The organism is Marinobacter zhejiangensis, assembly GCF_900114775.1.
In the GTDB taxonomy this organism is placed as follows: domain Bacteria; phylum Pseudomonadota; class Gammaproteobacteria; order Pseudomonadales; family Oleiphilaceae; genus Marinobacter; species Marinobacter zhejiangensis.
Genome location: NZ_FOUE01000001.1, coordinates 374,470 through 388,350, shown reverse-complemented (window position 1 = coordinate 388,350; position 13,881 = coordinate 374,470). Strand labels below are relative to the sequence as shown.

Genomic DNA, 13,881 nt, shown 5'->3' with positions numbered 1-13,881 from the left:
GCGGGGCTCGTTTGCCATGCTCTCTACGAGTCTTGTACCGGTCTTCACGGATTCTGAAAGCCGACACGACGCTTGATCGTCATCGCCAGATAAGGTCTGATAATCCATACTCTTTTGACGTTATTTCAGGCGCGTAGGCAGATGAGCAGAAGGCAGGGTCGTGGGCATGATCGAGGGTGCAGTTTCTCTGTGGGAGGGCGGTTCACCTGGTTGGTTTGGGCGTTCCTGCTGCTAAGTCTGCCTGCGTGGGCGCAGGTGCAGGTGAACGCTCTGGATGAAGAACCGCAGGAGCAAACTCCAGTGGTTCAGGCGCCAATCATAGAGGCGCCGACGGAGTCGGAGACGCCAGCACCGCTGCCGATTGAGGTGCCTTCGGAATCTGACTCTGGAATCCGGCAGGAAATTGAGTCGCTGCAGGGTGCCCTGAACGAACGCCGGGCAGCACTCCAGCAGACCAGGGAACGCCAGGCCTTTGCGCAATCCCTGTTAACCCGCCTGGACGATGAGTTTGCAAGCCTCGAGCAGCGGCTGGAGTCTGCTGGCCTGGGGCTGTCGGAGAATTACGCCAACCTGCTGCGCCGGCGGCTGGACCGTCTGGGTCAGCAGCACCTTGCCAAGAATTTGGTGCCCGCCATTAAGGAACAGCTGGAGGCCGCCCGGGTCGAGCAGTTCCAGCTTGAAGAGTTTGGCGCGGTACTTGATCCGGATGAACCGGTCAGCGACCACTTGATTGACCAGCGCATTCAGGTGTTGAACCGGTTGCGAACCCTGGTCAATGATCATATCGAAGCACTGACCGAGTATTTCCACACCATTACCACGCTGGAACAGCGCCTGGAAGCCTATCAGGAGCTGGTTCGCCGTCGCTTATTCTGGCTGCCGAGTATGGAGCCGGTGGGGCTGGATCTGTTTACCGGGTTGTTCCAGGCCGCCAAGGCCATCTTCGAGCCGGCAGGACTTGTTGAGCTAGTCAAAGGGGTTCCCCAGTCGGTCAAGGCCCGGCTGCCATGGTTCGTTCTTCTAGCCCTGCTGTTGCTGGGGCTGGCGTATACGCGCCGGCGTGTGAAAAAGCGCCTGTGGGAGGACAGTCGCCTCATCGGCAAAGTTGGTCAGGACCGGGTTGGCCTGACGGTGTCGGCCCTGTTGTGCTCCGTCACACTGGCGTTGCCGGGTGCGATCCTGCTGTTACTGGCTGCGCTGGCTGTCGCGGAAGGGGGGCAGCTGGGGCGGGGGCTGGCCAATGGCTTGGTGGACGCGGCGGTGTTGTTGTTTCTGCTGGGGGTGATGTCGCAGATCGCACGGCCAGGGGGCGTGGCTGAGCAGCATTTCAAGTGGCGGCCAGCGTTGCTGGCGGCCATCCGCCGGGGTATTCCCCAGTTATTGGTTGTCTTGCTGCCGGTATCCGCGCTGCTGCCGATTAGCCAGGGTGCGGCCTTTGCGGAGTATGAGGACAGTTTCGGGCGGGTTGCTTTTACCCTGGCGTCCTTGGCATTGGCTCTGTTTGTTCATCGCCTGGCGGCGGCGCACCGGACCGGAACTCCGGCCCGACGTGATTCCAAGGGTTTGAAATTTGTCCACATAATCGCCGTCGCAACGCCGTTGTTGCTGGCGCTGGGGTCGTTGGCGGGTTACCACTACACCGCCTTGCAGCTGGAAGGTGTGCTGTTTATCAGCGTGTGCTGGTTGGTGTTCCTGACGTTGTTGCGGTACGTGGGGTTGCGCGGGCTGGCGGTGCGTGAGCGGCGCCTGAAACTGGAGCGTCTGCGGGCACAACGGGCGAAGGAGCAGGAAAAGGAGGCATTGCTAGAGGCCTCCGGTACGTCGGGAGAAGGGCGTCCGATCAGTCTCGATTTGCCAGAAATGGACCTGCACGACATCAGTGCCCAGAGTCAGGCCTTGATGGCGATTGTGGCGCTGGCGGTGGCGATTGGCGGGCTCTGGATTCTGTGGGCTCCGATCGTTCCTGCCTTGCACCTGTTTGATGAAATCGCCTTGTGGAGCGTCAGCAGTGGTGACACCACCATGACCGTTACCCTGGCAGACCTGGGGCTATCTGCATTGGTGGCGTTCATTACGGTCTATGCCACCCGCAACTTGCCAGGCACATTGGAGGTTATGGTGCTCAGCCGGATGCAGTTGGCGCCGGGAACTGGTTATGCCATCACCACGGTGGTCACTTACCTGATCGTTATCGTGGGAGTCATTGCCTCGCTCAATATTCTTGGGGCGGAGTGGTCGAAGCTGCAATGGTTGGTCGCCGCGCTGGGTGTCGGTCTGGGCTTTGGCCTGCAGGAGATCGTTGCCAACTTCGTGTCGGGCATCATCCTGCTGTTCGAGCGGCCAATCCGGGTCGGAGATACGGTCACCATCGGCGGAATCACCGGTACGGTGTCCCGTATCCGCATTCGGGCCACCACGCTGGTGGACTGGGACCGCAAAGAGCAGATCATCCCCAACAAGACCTTTGTCACCCAGGATCTAACCAACTGGACGTTGACGGACTCGATTACCCGGGTAATCGTGCGGGTTGGGGTAGCGTACGGCTCCGATGTTGATCAGGTGCGGGAGCTGCTGATGGGGGTGGCGACGAGTAACGAACGGGTGGTTGCGGAGCCTGCACCCTCGGTATTTTGTGTGGGGTTGGGCGACAGCAGCATCAACTTTGAGGTCCGGGTATTCGTCCACAGCATGCTCGATATCATGCCGTTATCCCACGAAATCCATGCCACTATCACCCGGGAGCTGGCAAAGGCCGGGATCGAGATTCCGTTCCCGCAACGGGATATCCATATCCGTACCGACGCCGGGAAGTAAGCAATTACGAACCTGGAGTGTCCTGGTCTGCCAGGAATGCTGTGGCAAACTGCCCGAGTTCTTCGGCGACGCGCTGGCGGATGGCGGCACGGTCGCTGGCGGGCAGCTGGTAGCGGGCGGCCAGTTGTTCGAAGTCTTCCTCGTGCAGGGTGACGGTGAGCCGTGGACGGATGCGCTTCCTGCGGTAGGGCAGGTTCAGCACTTTGCGCACCATTGAGGACGTGTTCAGGTCTTGCATGGCAGCGGCAACACGAAAGGCGCGCTGGATGTCGCTGGACAGGTCAAACGCCAGCTGAACCGCTTGTAGCGCTTCAACTTCCTTGGACCATTCTTTCTTGTCGCTCATCTGGGATCTACTTATATAAAGGCCCGAAGGCACGGCGAGTGCCTTCGGGCTGAGGTCAGGTCATCACGGGTGCCTGGGGGGGATCAGGACGGCTGGTCGCCCCTCAGACGGGCGAGGACGTCGTTGACTGAATCCTGCTCGGCATCAATGCCCGCGGCTTTCAGTTTTTCATCCAGGTCCTGTCCGGTGAGTTCCTTCTCCAGCTGCGCACGGGCGCCCTGACGGTCTTCCTCACGGGCCTGACGCTCGCGGATGCGCTCCAGGGTTTCCCGGGCGGTGCTCAGCGACGACTGGTTGCTGTTGATGTTGGTGTCGATCTGGGCGGTGGTGCGCAGCACCCGCTCGTTGGTTTTGACCACCTGCAGTTCGCGGCGGTATTCGGCCAGCTGCTTTTCGGCTTTCTGAACCCGCTCTTTAAGCCCGCGGGTACGTTCCTCAAGCTGGACGCGGGCCTGGGTCAGTTCGACCTTGCGCCGTTCGTGGCCAACAATGCGTTCGGCCACTTCCCGGGCCAGCTCTTCCTGACCGGCGGCCAGCGCTTTACGGGCGTCCTGCTCACGGCTTTCCGCGCTATCGGACTCAGTCTTGATCTGGCGGTTCAGGGAGGCGACTTCGGCCATCAGCGCTGCCAGCTCATTTTTGGCCTGTTTCAGTTCGTGCTCGGAGTCACGAAGTTCCTGTTCAAGGATGCGGCTGCCCTGGCTGTCGACCACAGCTTCACCCAGCTCATTTACGCTGCCCCGCATGGCGGTCATTAGCTTTTTCAGTACGGCTTTCATGTCATCGTCCCCTGATTATTCCAGAAAGTCTTCAAACGTCTGTAACAAGTCGATCGCATTGTCTGCGAGGGTGACCAGTTCCTGCATCACCTCGGTCTGGCTGGAGGTGGGGCTGAGGGATCCGTAGACCACGTAGTGGTTTTCAACTTTGCCCAGGGCACTCAGTGGCATCGGTACGCTGATGCGGAGCATGCTCTCGTGAAGCTCGGGCAGAGCCGAGGTGCGGATTTCGCTCTCCTCGAAAAGATAAACCAGGCACAGAATTTGGGACTCGGTTACCGTAAGGTAGACGGGCGTTTCATCTGCCCCGGAGACCGCGATCTGAAGGACCGGATCGTCTCCGGCGACTGGCATGACATTAAATGTCCTGCCCGCGTGTGTAGCATCTCCCAGTGCAAGGATGAGGGATTGAGTGTCCACAATAAGCTCCTTTTCTAGTGGCTCGGCTGCACCGGTGCCTTGGTGGCCCAGACGTAAACAGGGTCGGCGCCGATTGCAGTGAGTTGACATGTTATGTCATGGGTTCCAGTCTATACCGTAAAACAAAGAGTTTGCAAACTGTCCGTTTGCTGGGGTATAAGACAAAGGCTCGTGACAGAATATGTCAGAAAAATGCAGTGGGTACGAAACTCCCTTCATCTGTCACGGGAGGTTTGATAAAACAGCGTAGTTCAAACCGTGGAAAAGGACTGTTCATGGAAGCATTTCTTGCGATTACCTTCTCATTTCCGACTGTCATCTTCACGGTGTTGCTGGCCGTCGCGGTTATTTATTGGCTGATTTCCCTGTTGGGGCTGGTTGATCTCGACGGTGATGCCGACATGGACATCGACTCGTCTGCTGATGTTGGCGGGTTAATGGTTACCCTGGGTTTGCAGGGCGTACCGTTACCATTGGTTCTGACACTGCTGTTCCTATCCAGCTGGTTACTGGCCTATTTTGCGGACTTGCTGTTCGGCGCCATGTTTGGTGGTGGCTGGGGCCATGTGATGTTTGGTCTGCTGGTGATTCCGGCAGCGTTGTTTGTGGGGCTGCTGGTGACCTCTGTCCTAGTGCGGCCGTTGCGTCCACTGTTCCGCCGAGCCTACAAGCGCCCGATGCAAAAACAGGTGATTGGCACGGCCTGCGTGGTGCTGGCCTTCAATGAAAGCTCCGGCAAAGGTCGGGCGGAAGCCCATCGTGACGGCGCTCACCTGATTCTCCAGATTCGCAGTGATGCACCACTGGCACGTCGTGACCGCGTGGTGCTGGTGGAGTATCTGTCCGATCAACAGGCTTACTGGGTGATCCCGGAAGCCGACTTTCTTTCCGGCTCTGCCGGTTAATTTGCTCAACAACGCAGGAGACACACTAAATGGATTTGTCGTGGATTATGCCGGGCGTGATTGCCGTTGGCGTGCTGGTGATTTCGGTACTGGCCCTACTGTCATTGTTCAAAGCGTTCTACCGTAAGGTGGATCAGGGCCAGGCCCTGATCGTCAACGACATGTCGGTAACGCCGAAAGTCTATTTTACGGGTGCCATGGTCATGCCGGTGATCCACCGTGCGGAGACCATGAAAATTTCCGTGATCACCCTGGAGTTGAACCGCGCGGGTAAAGACGGTCTGATCTGTAAAGACAACCTGCGTGCAGACATTACCGTTGCCTTTTACCTGCGGGTTAACGAAACCGCTGAAGACGTGCTGCGGGTGGCCAAGTCGGTAGGCGTGGGTCGTGCCTCGGATCGGGAGGCGGTCAACGAACTGTTCAATGCCAAATTCAGTGAAGCGCTGAAGACCGTCGGCAAGAAGCTGGATTTCATGCAGCTGTTCGAGGAGCGCCAGCGTTTTCGCGATGCCATCGTTGAGACCATTGGTGAGGACCTGAACGGTTACATCCTGGAAGACGTGGCGATTGATTACCTGGAACAGACGCCGAAGAGCTCCCTGGACCCCAATAACATCCTCGACTCGGAAGGTATCCGTCGGATCACCGAGATCACCGCTCTGCACAATGTAGAGACCAACCGCCTGGAGCGTGACCAGGAGCTGGAAATCCAGCGTAAGAACGTCTCCGCTCGGGAGGCCGCTCTGGAACTGGAACGTACCGAGGCCGATGCCGAGGCCCGTCAGCGTCGTGAGATCGAAACCCTGCAGGCCCGTGAGGCTTCTGAAACCGAGCAGGTTCGTCAGCAGGAGCGTGCCAAGGCGGAAGCGGCCCGCATCAAGACCGATGAGGAAGTGGAAATCGCCGAAGAGAACCGGCTGCGTCAGGTGGAAATGGCCACCAAGGCCCGCGAACGTGCCATCCAGATTGAGGATGTCCGCATTCAGCAGGCTCGCGAGCTGGAAGATGTGAACCGTCAGCGTGCGGTGGAAGTTGAGCGCATCGGTATGGAAAAAGCGCTGGAAGGGGAGCGCAAGGAAATTGCGGTGATCACCAGCGAGCGCATTGCGGTTGAACGCGGTGTTGCCGAAGAAGAAGAGAACATCAAAGACGTGCGTAACCGCTCCGAGGCTGACCGTCTCAAGGTTCAGACCGTGATCTCTGCCGAGGCAGAAGCGGAAGAGCGCAAGCTCAAGGAAGTGAAAGCGGCGGAAGCGGCGTATGAGCGCGCCAAGCTGGAGTCTGACGAGGTCGTGGTTCGGGCCCAGGCGCAACTGGATTCGGCTGAGAAGAAAGCCGCGGCCGATGAAAAACTGGCCCGTGGTCAGCAGGCCCTGGCGGCCTCGAGTGGCCTGGCCCAGGCCCAGGTGAAGGAAGCTCAGGCAACGGCCCAGCGTGCCGAAGGGCTGGTGGCCGCCGAGGTCAAGACCGCCAATGCCAAGGCCGACGAAGAAGCCGGCATGGCGGAAGTTCGGGTACTCGAGCAGCGGCTTGAAACCGAAGCCATGGGTGAAGAGAAACTCGGCCAGGCCAAGGCCCAGGCTCGCGAAGCCATGGCCAAGGCGGAAGCCAGCGGCCTGGTGGAAAAACTCAAGGCCTACGACAACATGTCCGAGGAAGCCCGTCACTTCGAGCAGTTCCGCATGAACCTGGAAGTGCACGAGAAGGAAACCATGGCCACCATCGATGCCCAGCGCATCGGTATGCTGGAGAACGGCAAGGTCATGGCCGCGGCGCTGAAGGATGCCAAGTTCGAGCTGATTGGTGGCGATGGCGACATCTTCGAGAAGTTCGCCAAGGGACTGGGTTACGGCAAGACTGTTCAGGGCGTGCTGGACAAGTCGCCTGCCCTGCAGGCCGCACTGGCGGGCATCACCGACCGTGCCTTCAAGGGCCAGTCGACGGGTTCCACCGAAAACGCCTGATGACCCATGCCGGGAACCGGTGGCGACTGCCCGTCGCCGGTTCCGGTATAGCTGAATGCCCCTCCCGTTATTTTCGTGATTTGTTGCCAGGATGAACCCCATGTCGAAGGACCGCAGTCAACTCGAAAGCATCGTCAAGGAAGGCACTGCCTTTGAAACCATCCAGCGTCGCCTGAAAGATCAGGGGCAGCAGCTCCGCGCGGATGTCGATACCCTGAACAGCGCCCGCTCCGAGGTCTTCGGCGGCGCCGGCATGGGCGTGTTGGGACGAGGTCGGGTACGAACCGAAAACAATGCCATCGCCCGTGACGTCGTGCGCATTGGTAACCAGCTGCTGTTTGGCTTCAACCTGCAGTTGGGCTTGCGTAAGGCTCTGGCCATTGAGGATGTCTTCAGCCTTTACCACCTCAAGGACTCTGAGGAGGGCTTCGAGGTCGGGGAGGCATCGGTCGCAGACAGTTTCCTGGCGGATGAGCGTTTCCGCACCGATTTCCGTGAACTCCAGCAGTACTACAGCCATGCCACCCTGGCTCAGCTGGTGGTGCTCAATGGCATGTTGCTGATGGCCTTCCGTATTGGCGAGAAGCTTAGTGATCAGCGGGTGTTTCGTTGGGAGCTGACGGCCGCTGGTACAGTCAGTCGCTACATCGACAATCGCGGTGAGCGTGATCTGGTGTTCCCAGACCGCTTCAGTTTTGAGTGGCGCTCCGCTGGACGGGACGCCCAGGTGCAGGGGCGGGCGCCGCACCTGAACATTGCCGATACTCTGTTTATCGACAACCTCCGTGGCGACATCACCTTCAAGATTGAGAACAACACCAACACCGGCGAGGGTATCTACTCCGACCCGGTGACGTCGGATTCCCAGTCCCTGGACGATGCCACCTTTGAGTACGCTGACCTCAAGGATGTGATCCTGGTTCGCATCCTGCCCTATGGCGAGGATCATTGGCGCTATTACCTCTACAACCGAAGCACCCGTCAGGTGGAGCGTATTGATGCCCTGGGCGGCTCGGTAGTGACGCTGCCGGAAAACCACGGCCTGATTTTCCCCTCTGGTTATTACCTCACCAGCGGAGAACTGAAAACCTTCGAGGTGCCGGATACGGACCTTCGCTTCAAGCGCATGATCCGTTCGCCCAACGGCGAGGACGTGCTATTTGTGTTCTATGGCGAAGCCGGTGGTGAGGTGGTGCTGTACCGCTACAACCTGATCCGCAAGCAGGCAGACACCCCCATGGTGGGGCATGGTTTCGCGCTGTTCGAGAATGGCCACCTGGCCATCTTCAACGCTGATCGGGAGCCGACGCTGGTTCATCCGCTGCAGGTGTGGAATACCCCGTTTATGTCGGAGAGCTTCCACGCCCGTGACAGTGTCAGGAACGACTCGCTGCTCGGCCGGATCGGCAACCCGGAATTGGTGCGGGGTATTGCCGAGCTCAACACCATTGTGGCGCTGGTCGAGCGGGCCGAAGTGTCCGAGCAGCATTTCACCACACTGATCCGCACCACCGACCGGGTACTGGACCAGTTCTACTGGATTGGTGAGGTCGGCGGTGAGGAAGTGCCCGACTGTGCCCTGACCGAGCGCCTGTCGGAGGTGCGTAAGACCGCCGAGCTGATGCTGGATGAGTATGAAAAGGTCCAGAGTATCCGTGCCCAGACGGCGACGGCGGTGCAGGATACCGCCCGGCAGCAGGCGACCCTGCTGCGGGACCTCAAGCCCGACAGCTGGAAAACGCCCGACGTTTTCGTGGCCCACCTGAAAAAGCTGCGGGATCACCGCGGCCGGGTACGGACCCTGAGGGATCGCCGCTACATCGATGAAGCCCAGATTGGTGAGCTGGAAGCGGAGCTGGACCAGGCTGAGGCCCGGCTCAGTGACCGTACGTTCAAATTCCTGGCCACCCCCGCGGCCCTGGACGGCTATCGTCAGACCCTGGCGCAACTGGCCACACGCTGCGAAGAGGCCGACAACCGCGAAGCGTTGGCCAAGTGCGTGGATGAGTATCGGGAACTGACGGCTGGCCTGGATATGATTCAGGGCATGCTGGCGTCGTTGTCTGGCGATAACGCCAGCCTGGAAACCCAGATCACCGAGAACATTTCCGGTATCTACGCCACCATCAACCAGCAGCGCTCGGAAGCGGAGATTCGCCTGAAGGCCCGCGGCAGCGAAGAAGCCAAGGCCCAGTTTGCCGCCCGTATGCGCCTGTTTGAGCAGAGCCTTGCCAACGGCGTGGGTGCGCTGACGGAGCCTGGCGCCTGCGACGGGCTGATGACCCGGATGCTGGATCAGCTGCAGGAACTGGAGAGCCAGTTCGGCGAGTACGACGAGTTCCTGACCGCTATCCTGGAGCAGCGCGAGACCGCCCACGAGAGCATAGAGGCGCGCCGCCAGCAGCTGCAGGACCAGCGCCAGCGCAGGATCAACACCCTGACCGACGCCGCCAACCGCATTCTCAAGAACGTTAATCGGCGCACCGAGCGCTTCGAAAGCCAGGAGGAGCTGCACGCCTTCTTTGCCTCCGATGCCATGGTGGCCAAGGTCCGCAGTATGGCCGAGGAGCTGCGGGAGCTGGGTGCTAACATGGAGGCGGACGACTGTGAAGGTCGCCTGCGTTCCCAGCGGGATGCCGCCTTGCGCAGTGTCCGTGACCGTGCCGATATTTACGAGGATGGTGGCCAGGTGATTCGCCTGGGGCCTCGTCACCGCTTTTCGGTCAATCACCAGGAAGTGGACCTGACGCTGGTACCCCGGGACGGCAAAGTCATGCTGCACCTGACCGGAACCCAGTTCTACGAAGCCATCGAGGAGCCCGAACTGGAGGCCCTGCGATCCTATTGGGAGCTCAGCCAGCCGTCCGAGTCGGACCAGGTGTATCGCGGTGAATATCTGGCTTACCTGGTGATGGATGAACTGGCCAAGGCTGGAAGCACCCCGGTTAACGTCGCGGACCGGGACGAGCTGATCGATTACATCCGTCGTTTCGCTTCCCCCCGCTATCGGGAAGGGTACGAAAAAGGCATTCACGACCACGATGCGGCGCTGATTGTCGGTACCCTGTGGCCGGCCACCCAGAGTGCCGGACTGCTGCGTTTCAGCCCCCAGGCCAGGGCTTTGGCCATGCTGTTCTGGGCCCGCCACGCCCAGGACGAGTCCAAGGCCCGGACCTTGCGTTCCCGTTGCCTGTCGGCCGGCATCCTCAGCCGGATGATGCATTCACGGGAATTGCTGAGCGCGCTGACGGCGGAGATTGAGCCGGCGCTTCAGGCCTTCGTCAGTGAACACCAGCTGCCGGGGGGCGACAGCACGGTGCGTAATGCGGCCGATTACCTGGTGCTGCAATTGGCGGAAGAGCACGGCGGTTTTGAAACCACCCAGTATGCCTCGGCGTTGGTGGAGGGCTTTGTCGCCGAGATGAAGCGTGAGGGCCACTATAGCCAGTACGAGGAAGCGTTGGTGGTGGTCAGTGACCAGCCTGGTGCCCGCTGGCGGATTACCGGCCATTGGCTGGAAGCCTGGGCCAGCAAGGCCGGACGGGAGCAGGATCGTCACTACCTGCCGGAGGCCATTGCCATCCTTAATGCCGGTGAACGCATCACCACTCATCCCCGCAATGTTGAATTGGCGTTTACCGTGGAGGGCCTGCTGGGCCAGCACCCACGTATCGAGGAGCGGGCGTTCCGGCTGCAGCTTGATGAATTCAATCAGCGCCTGCGCTATCACCAGGAGCAGGTCATCCCGGCCTGGGCCCGGCTCCAGGAAGTTCGCCAGCAGGTTCTGGCGACATGGCGAGATCGCCTGCGTCTGGAGGAGTTCCGGCCGAAGCCGCTGTCGTCCTTCGTTCGCAACAAGCTGATCAGCGAAAGCTACCTGCCACTGATTGGTGACAACCTGGCCAAGCAGATGGGCACGGTGGGTGAAAACCGCCGCACCGACCTGATGGGCCTGCTGATGATGATCTCGCCGCCGGGCTACGGTAAGACGACGCTGATGGAGTATGTCGCCAGCCGCCTGGGTCTAATCTTCATGAAGATCAACTGCCCGAGCCTGGGCCACGATGTCGCTTCGCTGGATCCGGAGAAGGCTCCCCATTCCACCGCCGAGGCCGAGCTGATCAAGCTCAACCTGGCGCTGGAAATGGGCAACAACGTGATGCTGTACCTCGATGATATCCAGCACACCCACCCGGAGTTCCTGCAGAAGTTCATCTCCCTGTGTGACGGCAGCCGCCGCATTGAAGGGGTTTGGCGAGGGCGCACCAAGACCTACGACATGCGTGGCAAACGTTTCTGCGTGGTGATGGCCGGTAACCCCTATACCGAGAGCGGTGATGTCTTCAAGGTGCCGGATATGCTGGCCAACCGTGCCGACATTTACAACCTGGGGGACGTGCTCAGCGGGATGGAGTCGGTGTTTGAGCTGTCCTATGTTGAGAACAGTCTCAGTTCCAATGCCGTCCTGGCCCCCCTCGCCACCCGGGGCATGGATGATTTCTACCGCTTTGCCGACATTGCCGCTGGCCGCGACGTGGCCAGCTCGGAGTTTGATCACGACTACAGTGGCGCCGAGCGGGAAGAGATCGTTGAACTGTTGCGGAAAATGTTCCGGGTCCGCGAGGTCGTACTCAAGGTCAACCAGGCCTACATTGCTTCCAGCGCGCAGGCCGAGGCCTATCGCACCGAGCCGCCTTTCAAACTTCAGGGCAGTTACCGCAACATGAACAAGCTGGCGGAGAAGCTGTCGCCGGTGATGACCGATGCCGAGCTTGATGCCCTGATCGATGACCACTACCTGGGTGAAGCCCAGCTGCTGACCCACGGTGCCGAGGAAAACCTGCTCAAGCTTAAGCAGATGCGGGGCACCCTCAGCGAGGACGAAGGCCAGCGCTGGCAGTCCATCTGTGACGAATTCCGCCGTCGCCAGCAGGCCGGTGGGGATGAAGAAACCGGCATCAAAGTCGTACGCCAGCTGGGCCTGATTGTTGAGGCATTGACTCGGCTCCAGGCGTTGATGCCGGAGGTATCAACAGGGCCGGACGAGCATTCTGAATCGTCGTCACACGCCGACTCCCTGGCGCTGATGGGTGAGCTGGCAACGTCGTTCCGCGATGGTTTCAAGGACATCCGCCTTGAGCCTTCGGTGACCGTCAATGTGGCCAGTCCTGCCGGTCTTGGCGAAGCCTTGCAGGCGTTTGCGGATATCTTTGAGCAGTCGCTGATGCCGCTGGTGGAAACCATGGAAGGCAAGCTGGGGCTCGATCTCAAGACCCATAACGAGATGAGCCGTGTGCTACGGGTGGTTGACGACCTGCGGGAACGGTTGGGTCAACCGACCTGACCGGGACATTCCCGAGGCATCATTGATTGTTCTGCCGCTCGGTAGTTGGCGTTAGGCCAATCGATCTAGCCCCGCTCCGGTTACACTGACTTCTGCCTCAATTGCTGTGCAGGAGTCTCCCTTGAGCTGGCAACAACATACCTCGGCCATTGTTAGCGGTTTTATCGGCGACTGGCTGGAAAATCAGGGCAACCCCTTGGCGGTGCCGATGACCTTCCTGAGTCAGGGGCTGTCGGTACCGGAGGCGCACCCTGCGGTGGCCGTCACCAAACCCCACTCGACCGTCATTGTGCTGGTCCATGGGCTAATGGAGCTGGAGTCGGTTTGGCAGTTCACCGGACAGCCGGATGCCAACTACGGCACTGAAGTGGCCGATGCCCTGGCAGATGGCGCGTCAACCCTGTGCCTTCGCTACAACACTGGACGCCCCATCTATTGCAATGGCCAGGCCTTGGCAGGCCGGATGGAGCGGTTGCTGGGCAACTGGCCGGTGCCGGTGGAGCGACTGATCCTGGTTGGTCACAGTATGGGTGGGCTGGTGATCCGCAGTGCCTGCCACTATGGTGTGTTGGAGAAGCACCAATGGGTATCGTCGTTGCAGGACTGTGTCTACATAGGTTCTCCCCACGACGGCTCCTGGCTGGCCAAGGGCGCGCAGGCTGGTGCGCGGATATTGAATGCGCTGCCAAGAGATTACCTGCGGGTTGCCGGTGAGGTGATTGACCTGCGCAGTGATGGCATCCGCAACCTGACTCGGGGGGACATTCTGGCTGGGGAAGGGGAGCTGGCGGGTTTGGTGCCGGACGTCCGTCATTATGTGGTGTGTGGCTTGCTGGCACGCCAGCGCAATCCGATCAACGCCCTGTTTGGCGATGCCCTGGTCCATGAAGCCAGCGCTCGGGGCGACGCCCAGGGTAGAGAAAGCGAGGGTGGTTGGGCTTTGACCGCCTCCGCAACGTTTGAAGGTGTGGATCATCTCCGGCTGGCCCATCATGGGGCCGTTGCCGAACAACTGGTGGAGTGGTTGGCATGACTGAAAAGACACAGACAGCGCAAGACTGGTGGCTGGGTGTGGGTCACCTGGTGACTCATGGGGTGGCTGAAGGTGCTATCAAGGTGCAACGGGTTCACCTGTCCATTGCCGATGAAACCTTTAATGTCCTGGCCCGGATACCGGTCACCCGGCCAGTGAGTGAGCCGGTCAGGGCGCTGCACCATGGCATTTCCCGCCTGTGCTACGGTACCGCTGCCCAGCTTGCAGGCGCTGCGGCCAAGGTGACTCAGCAGGCGTTGCCCAAGGACTGAC

Annotated in this window: 9 protein-coding genes; 6 read left to right on the top strand and 3 right to left on the bottom strand. The window is 60.1% G+C overall.

Going from position 1 to position 13,881, the window contains the following annotated elements:
- Window positions 1-141 precede the first annotated feature (141 nt).
- Window positions 142-2,814, top strand: coding sequence for a mechanosensitive ion channel domain-containing protein (locus BMZ67_RS01720; protein WP_092020188.1), 2,673 nt, complete (start codon window positions 142-144; stop codon window positions 2,812-2,814).
- Between the two features lie 4 nt (window positions 2,815-2,818).
- Here BMZ67_RS01720 and BMZ67_RS01715 read toward each other — a convergent pair whose 3' ends face one another.
- From BMZ67_RS01715 to BMZ67_RS01705, 3 genes are all read right to left on the bottom strand, one after another.
- Window positions 2,819-3,160: a hypothetical protein gene (locus tag BMZ67_RS01715; RefSeq protein ID WP_092020187.1), complete on the bottom strand. Its 342-nt coding sequence runs from the start codon at window positions 3,158-3,160 to the stop codon at window positions 2,819-2,821.
- Window positions 3,161-3,243: 83 nt separating this feature from the next.
- Entirely contained in the window at window positions 3,244-3,939 is a 696-nt protein-coding gene (locus BMZ67_RS01710; protein ID WP_092020186.1) for a PspA/IM30 family protein, read from the bottom strand.
- A gap of 15 nt (window positions 3,940-3,954) precedes the next feature.
- Window positions 3,955-4,359: a YjfI family protein gene (locus tag BMZ67_RS01705; RefSeq protein ID WP_092020185.1), complete on the bottom strand. Its 405-nt coding sequence runs from the start codon at window positions 4,357-4,359 to the stop codon at window positions 3,955-3,957.
- Between the two features lie 275 nt (window positions 4,360-4,634).
- On the opposite strand from BMZ67_RS01705, the gene BMZ67_RS01700 reads away from it, so the two are divergent.
- The 5 genes from BMZ67_RS01700 to BMZ67_RS01680 all read left to right on the top strand — a co-directional run bounded on the left by BMZ67_RS01700 (window position 4,635) and on the right by BMZ67_RS01680 (window position 13,880).
- Complete coding sequence (locus tag BMZ67_RS01700; protein WP_092020184.1) at window positions 4,635-5,264, top strand: hypothetical protein; 630 nt, start codon at window positions 4,635-4,637, stop codon at window positions 5,262-5,264.
- 29 nt (window positions 5,265-5,293) lie between these two features.
- The gene (locus tag BMZ67_RS01695; RefSeq protein ID WP_092020183.1) at window positions 5,294-7,231 is read left to right on the top strand and encodes a flotillin family protein; all 1,938 of its coding nucleotides are present in this window, start codon (window positions 5,294-5,296) and stop codon (window positions 7,229-7,231) included.
- A gap of 100 nt (window positions 7,232-7,331) precedes the next feature.
- Window positions 7,332-12,575, top strand: coding sequence for a DNA repair ATPase (locus BMZ67_RS01690; protein WP_092020182.1), 5,244 nt, complete (start codon window positions 7,332-7,334; stop codon window positions 12,573-12,575).
- Between the two features lie 121 nt (window positions 12,576-12,696).
- Entirely contained in the window at window positions 12,697-13,608 is a 912-nt protein-coding gene (locus BMZ67_RS01685; RefSeq protein ID WP_245749839.1) for an esterase/lipase family protein, read from the top strand.
- Window positions 13,605-13,880: a hypothetical protein gene (locus BMZ67_RS01680; RefSeq protein ID WP_092020180.1), complete on the top strand. Its 276-nt coding sequence runs from the start codon at window positions 13,605-13,607 to the stop codon at window positions 13,878-13,880. The genes BMZ67_RS01685 and BMZ67_RS01680 overlap by 4 nt, the downstream gene beginning before the upstream one ends.
- Window position 13,881: the final 1 nt, after the last annotated feature.

What these genes read in the sequence shown, in the direction of transcription:
- BMZ67_RS01690 (WP_092020182.1), top strand. Translation starts at nt 7,332, where the DNA reads ATGTCGAAGGACCGCAGTCAACTCGAAAGCATCGTCAAGGAAGGCACT.
- BMZ67_RS01715 (WP_092020187.1), bottom strand. Translation starts at nt 3,160, where the DNA reads ATGAGCGACAAGAAAGAATGGTCCAAGGAAGTTGAAGCGCTACAAGCG.
- BMZ67_RS01695 (WP_092020183.1), top strand. Translation starts at nt 5,294, where the DNA reads ATGGATTTGTCGTGGATTATGCCGGGCGTGATTGCCGTTGGCGTGCTG.
- BMZ67_RS01720 (WP_092020188.1), top strand. Translation starts at nt 142, where the DNA reads ATGAGCAGAAGGCAGGGTCGTGGGCATGATCGAGGGTGCAGTTTCTCT.
- BMZ67_RS01680 (WP_092020180.1), top strand. Translation starts at nt 13,605, where the DNA reads ATGACTGAAAAGACACAGACAGCGCAAGACTGGTGGCTGGGTGTGGGT.
- BMZ67_RS01710 (WP_092020186.1), bottom strand. Translation starts at nt 3,939, where the DNA reads ATGAAAGCCGTACTGAAAAAGCTAATGACCGCCATGCGGGGCAGCGTA.
- BMZ67_RS01700 (WP_092020184.1), top strand. Translation starts at nt 4,635, where the DNA reads ATGGAAGCATTTCTTGCGATTACCTTCTCATTTCCGACTGTCATCTTC.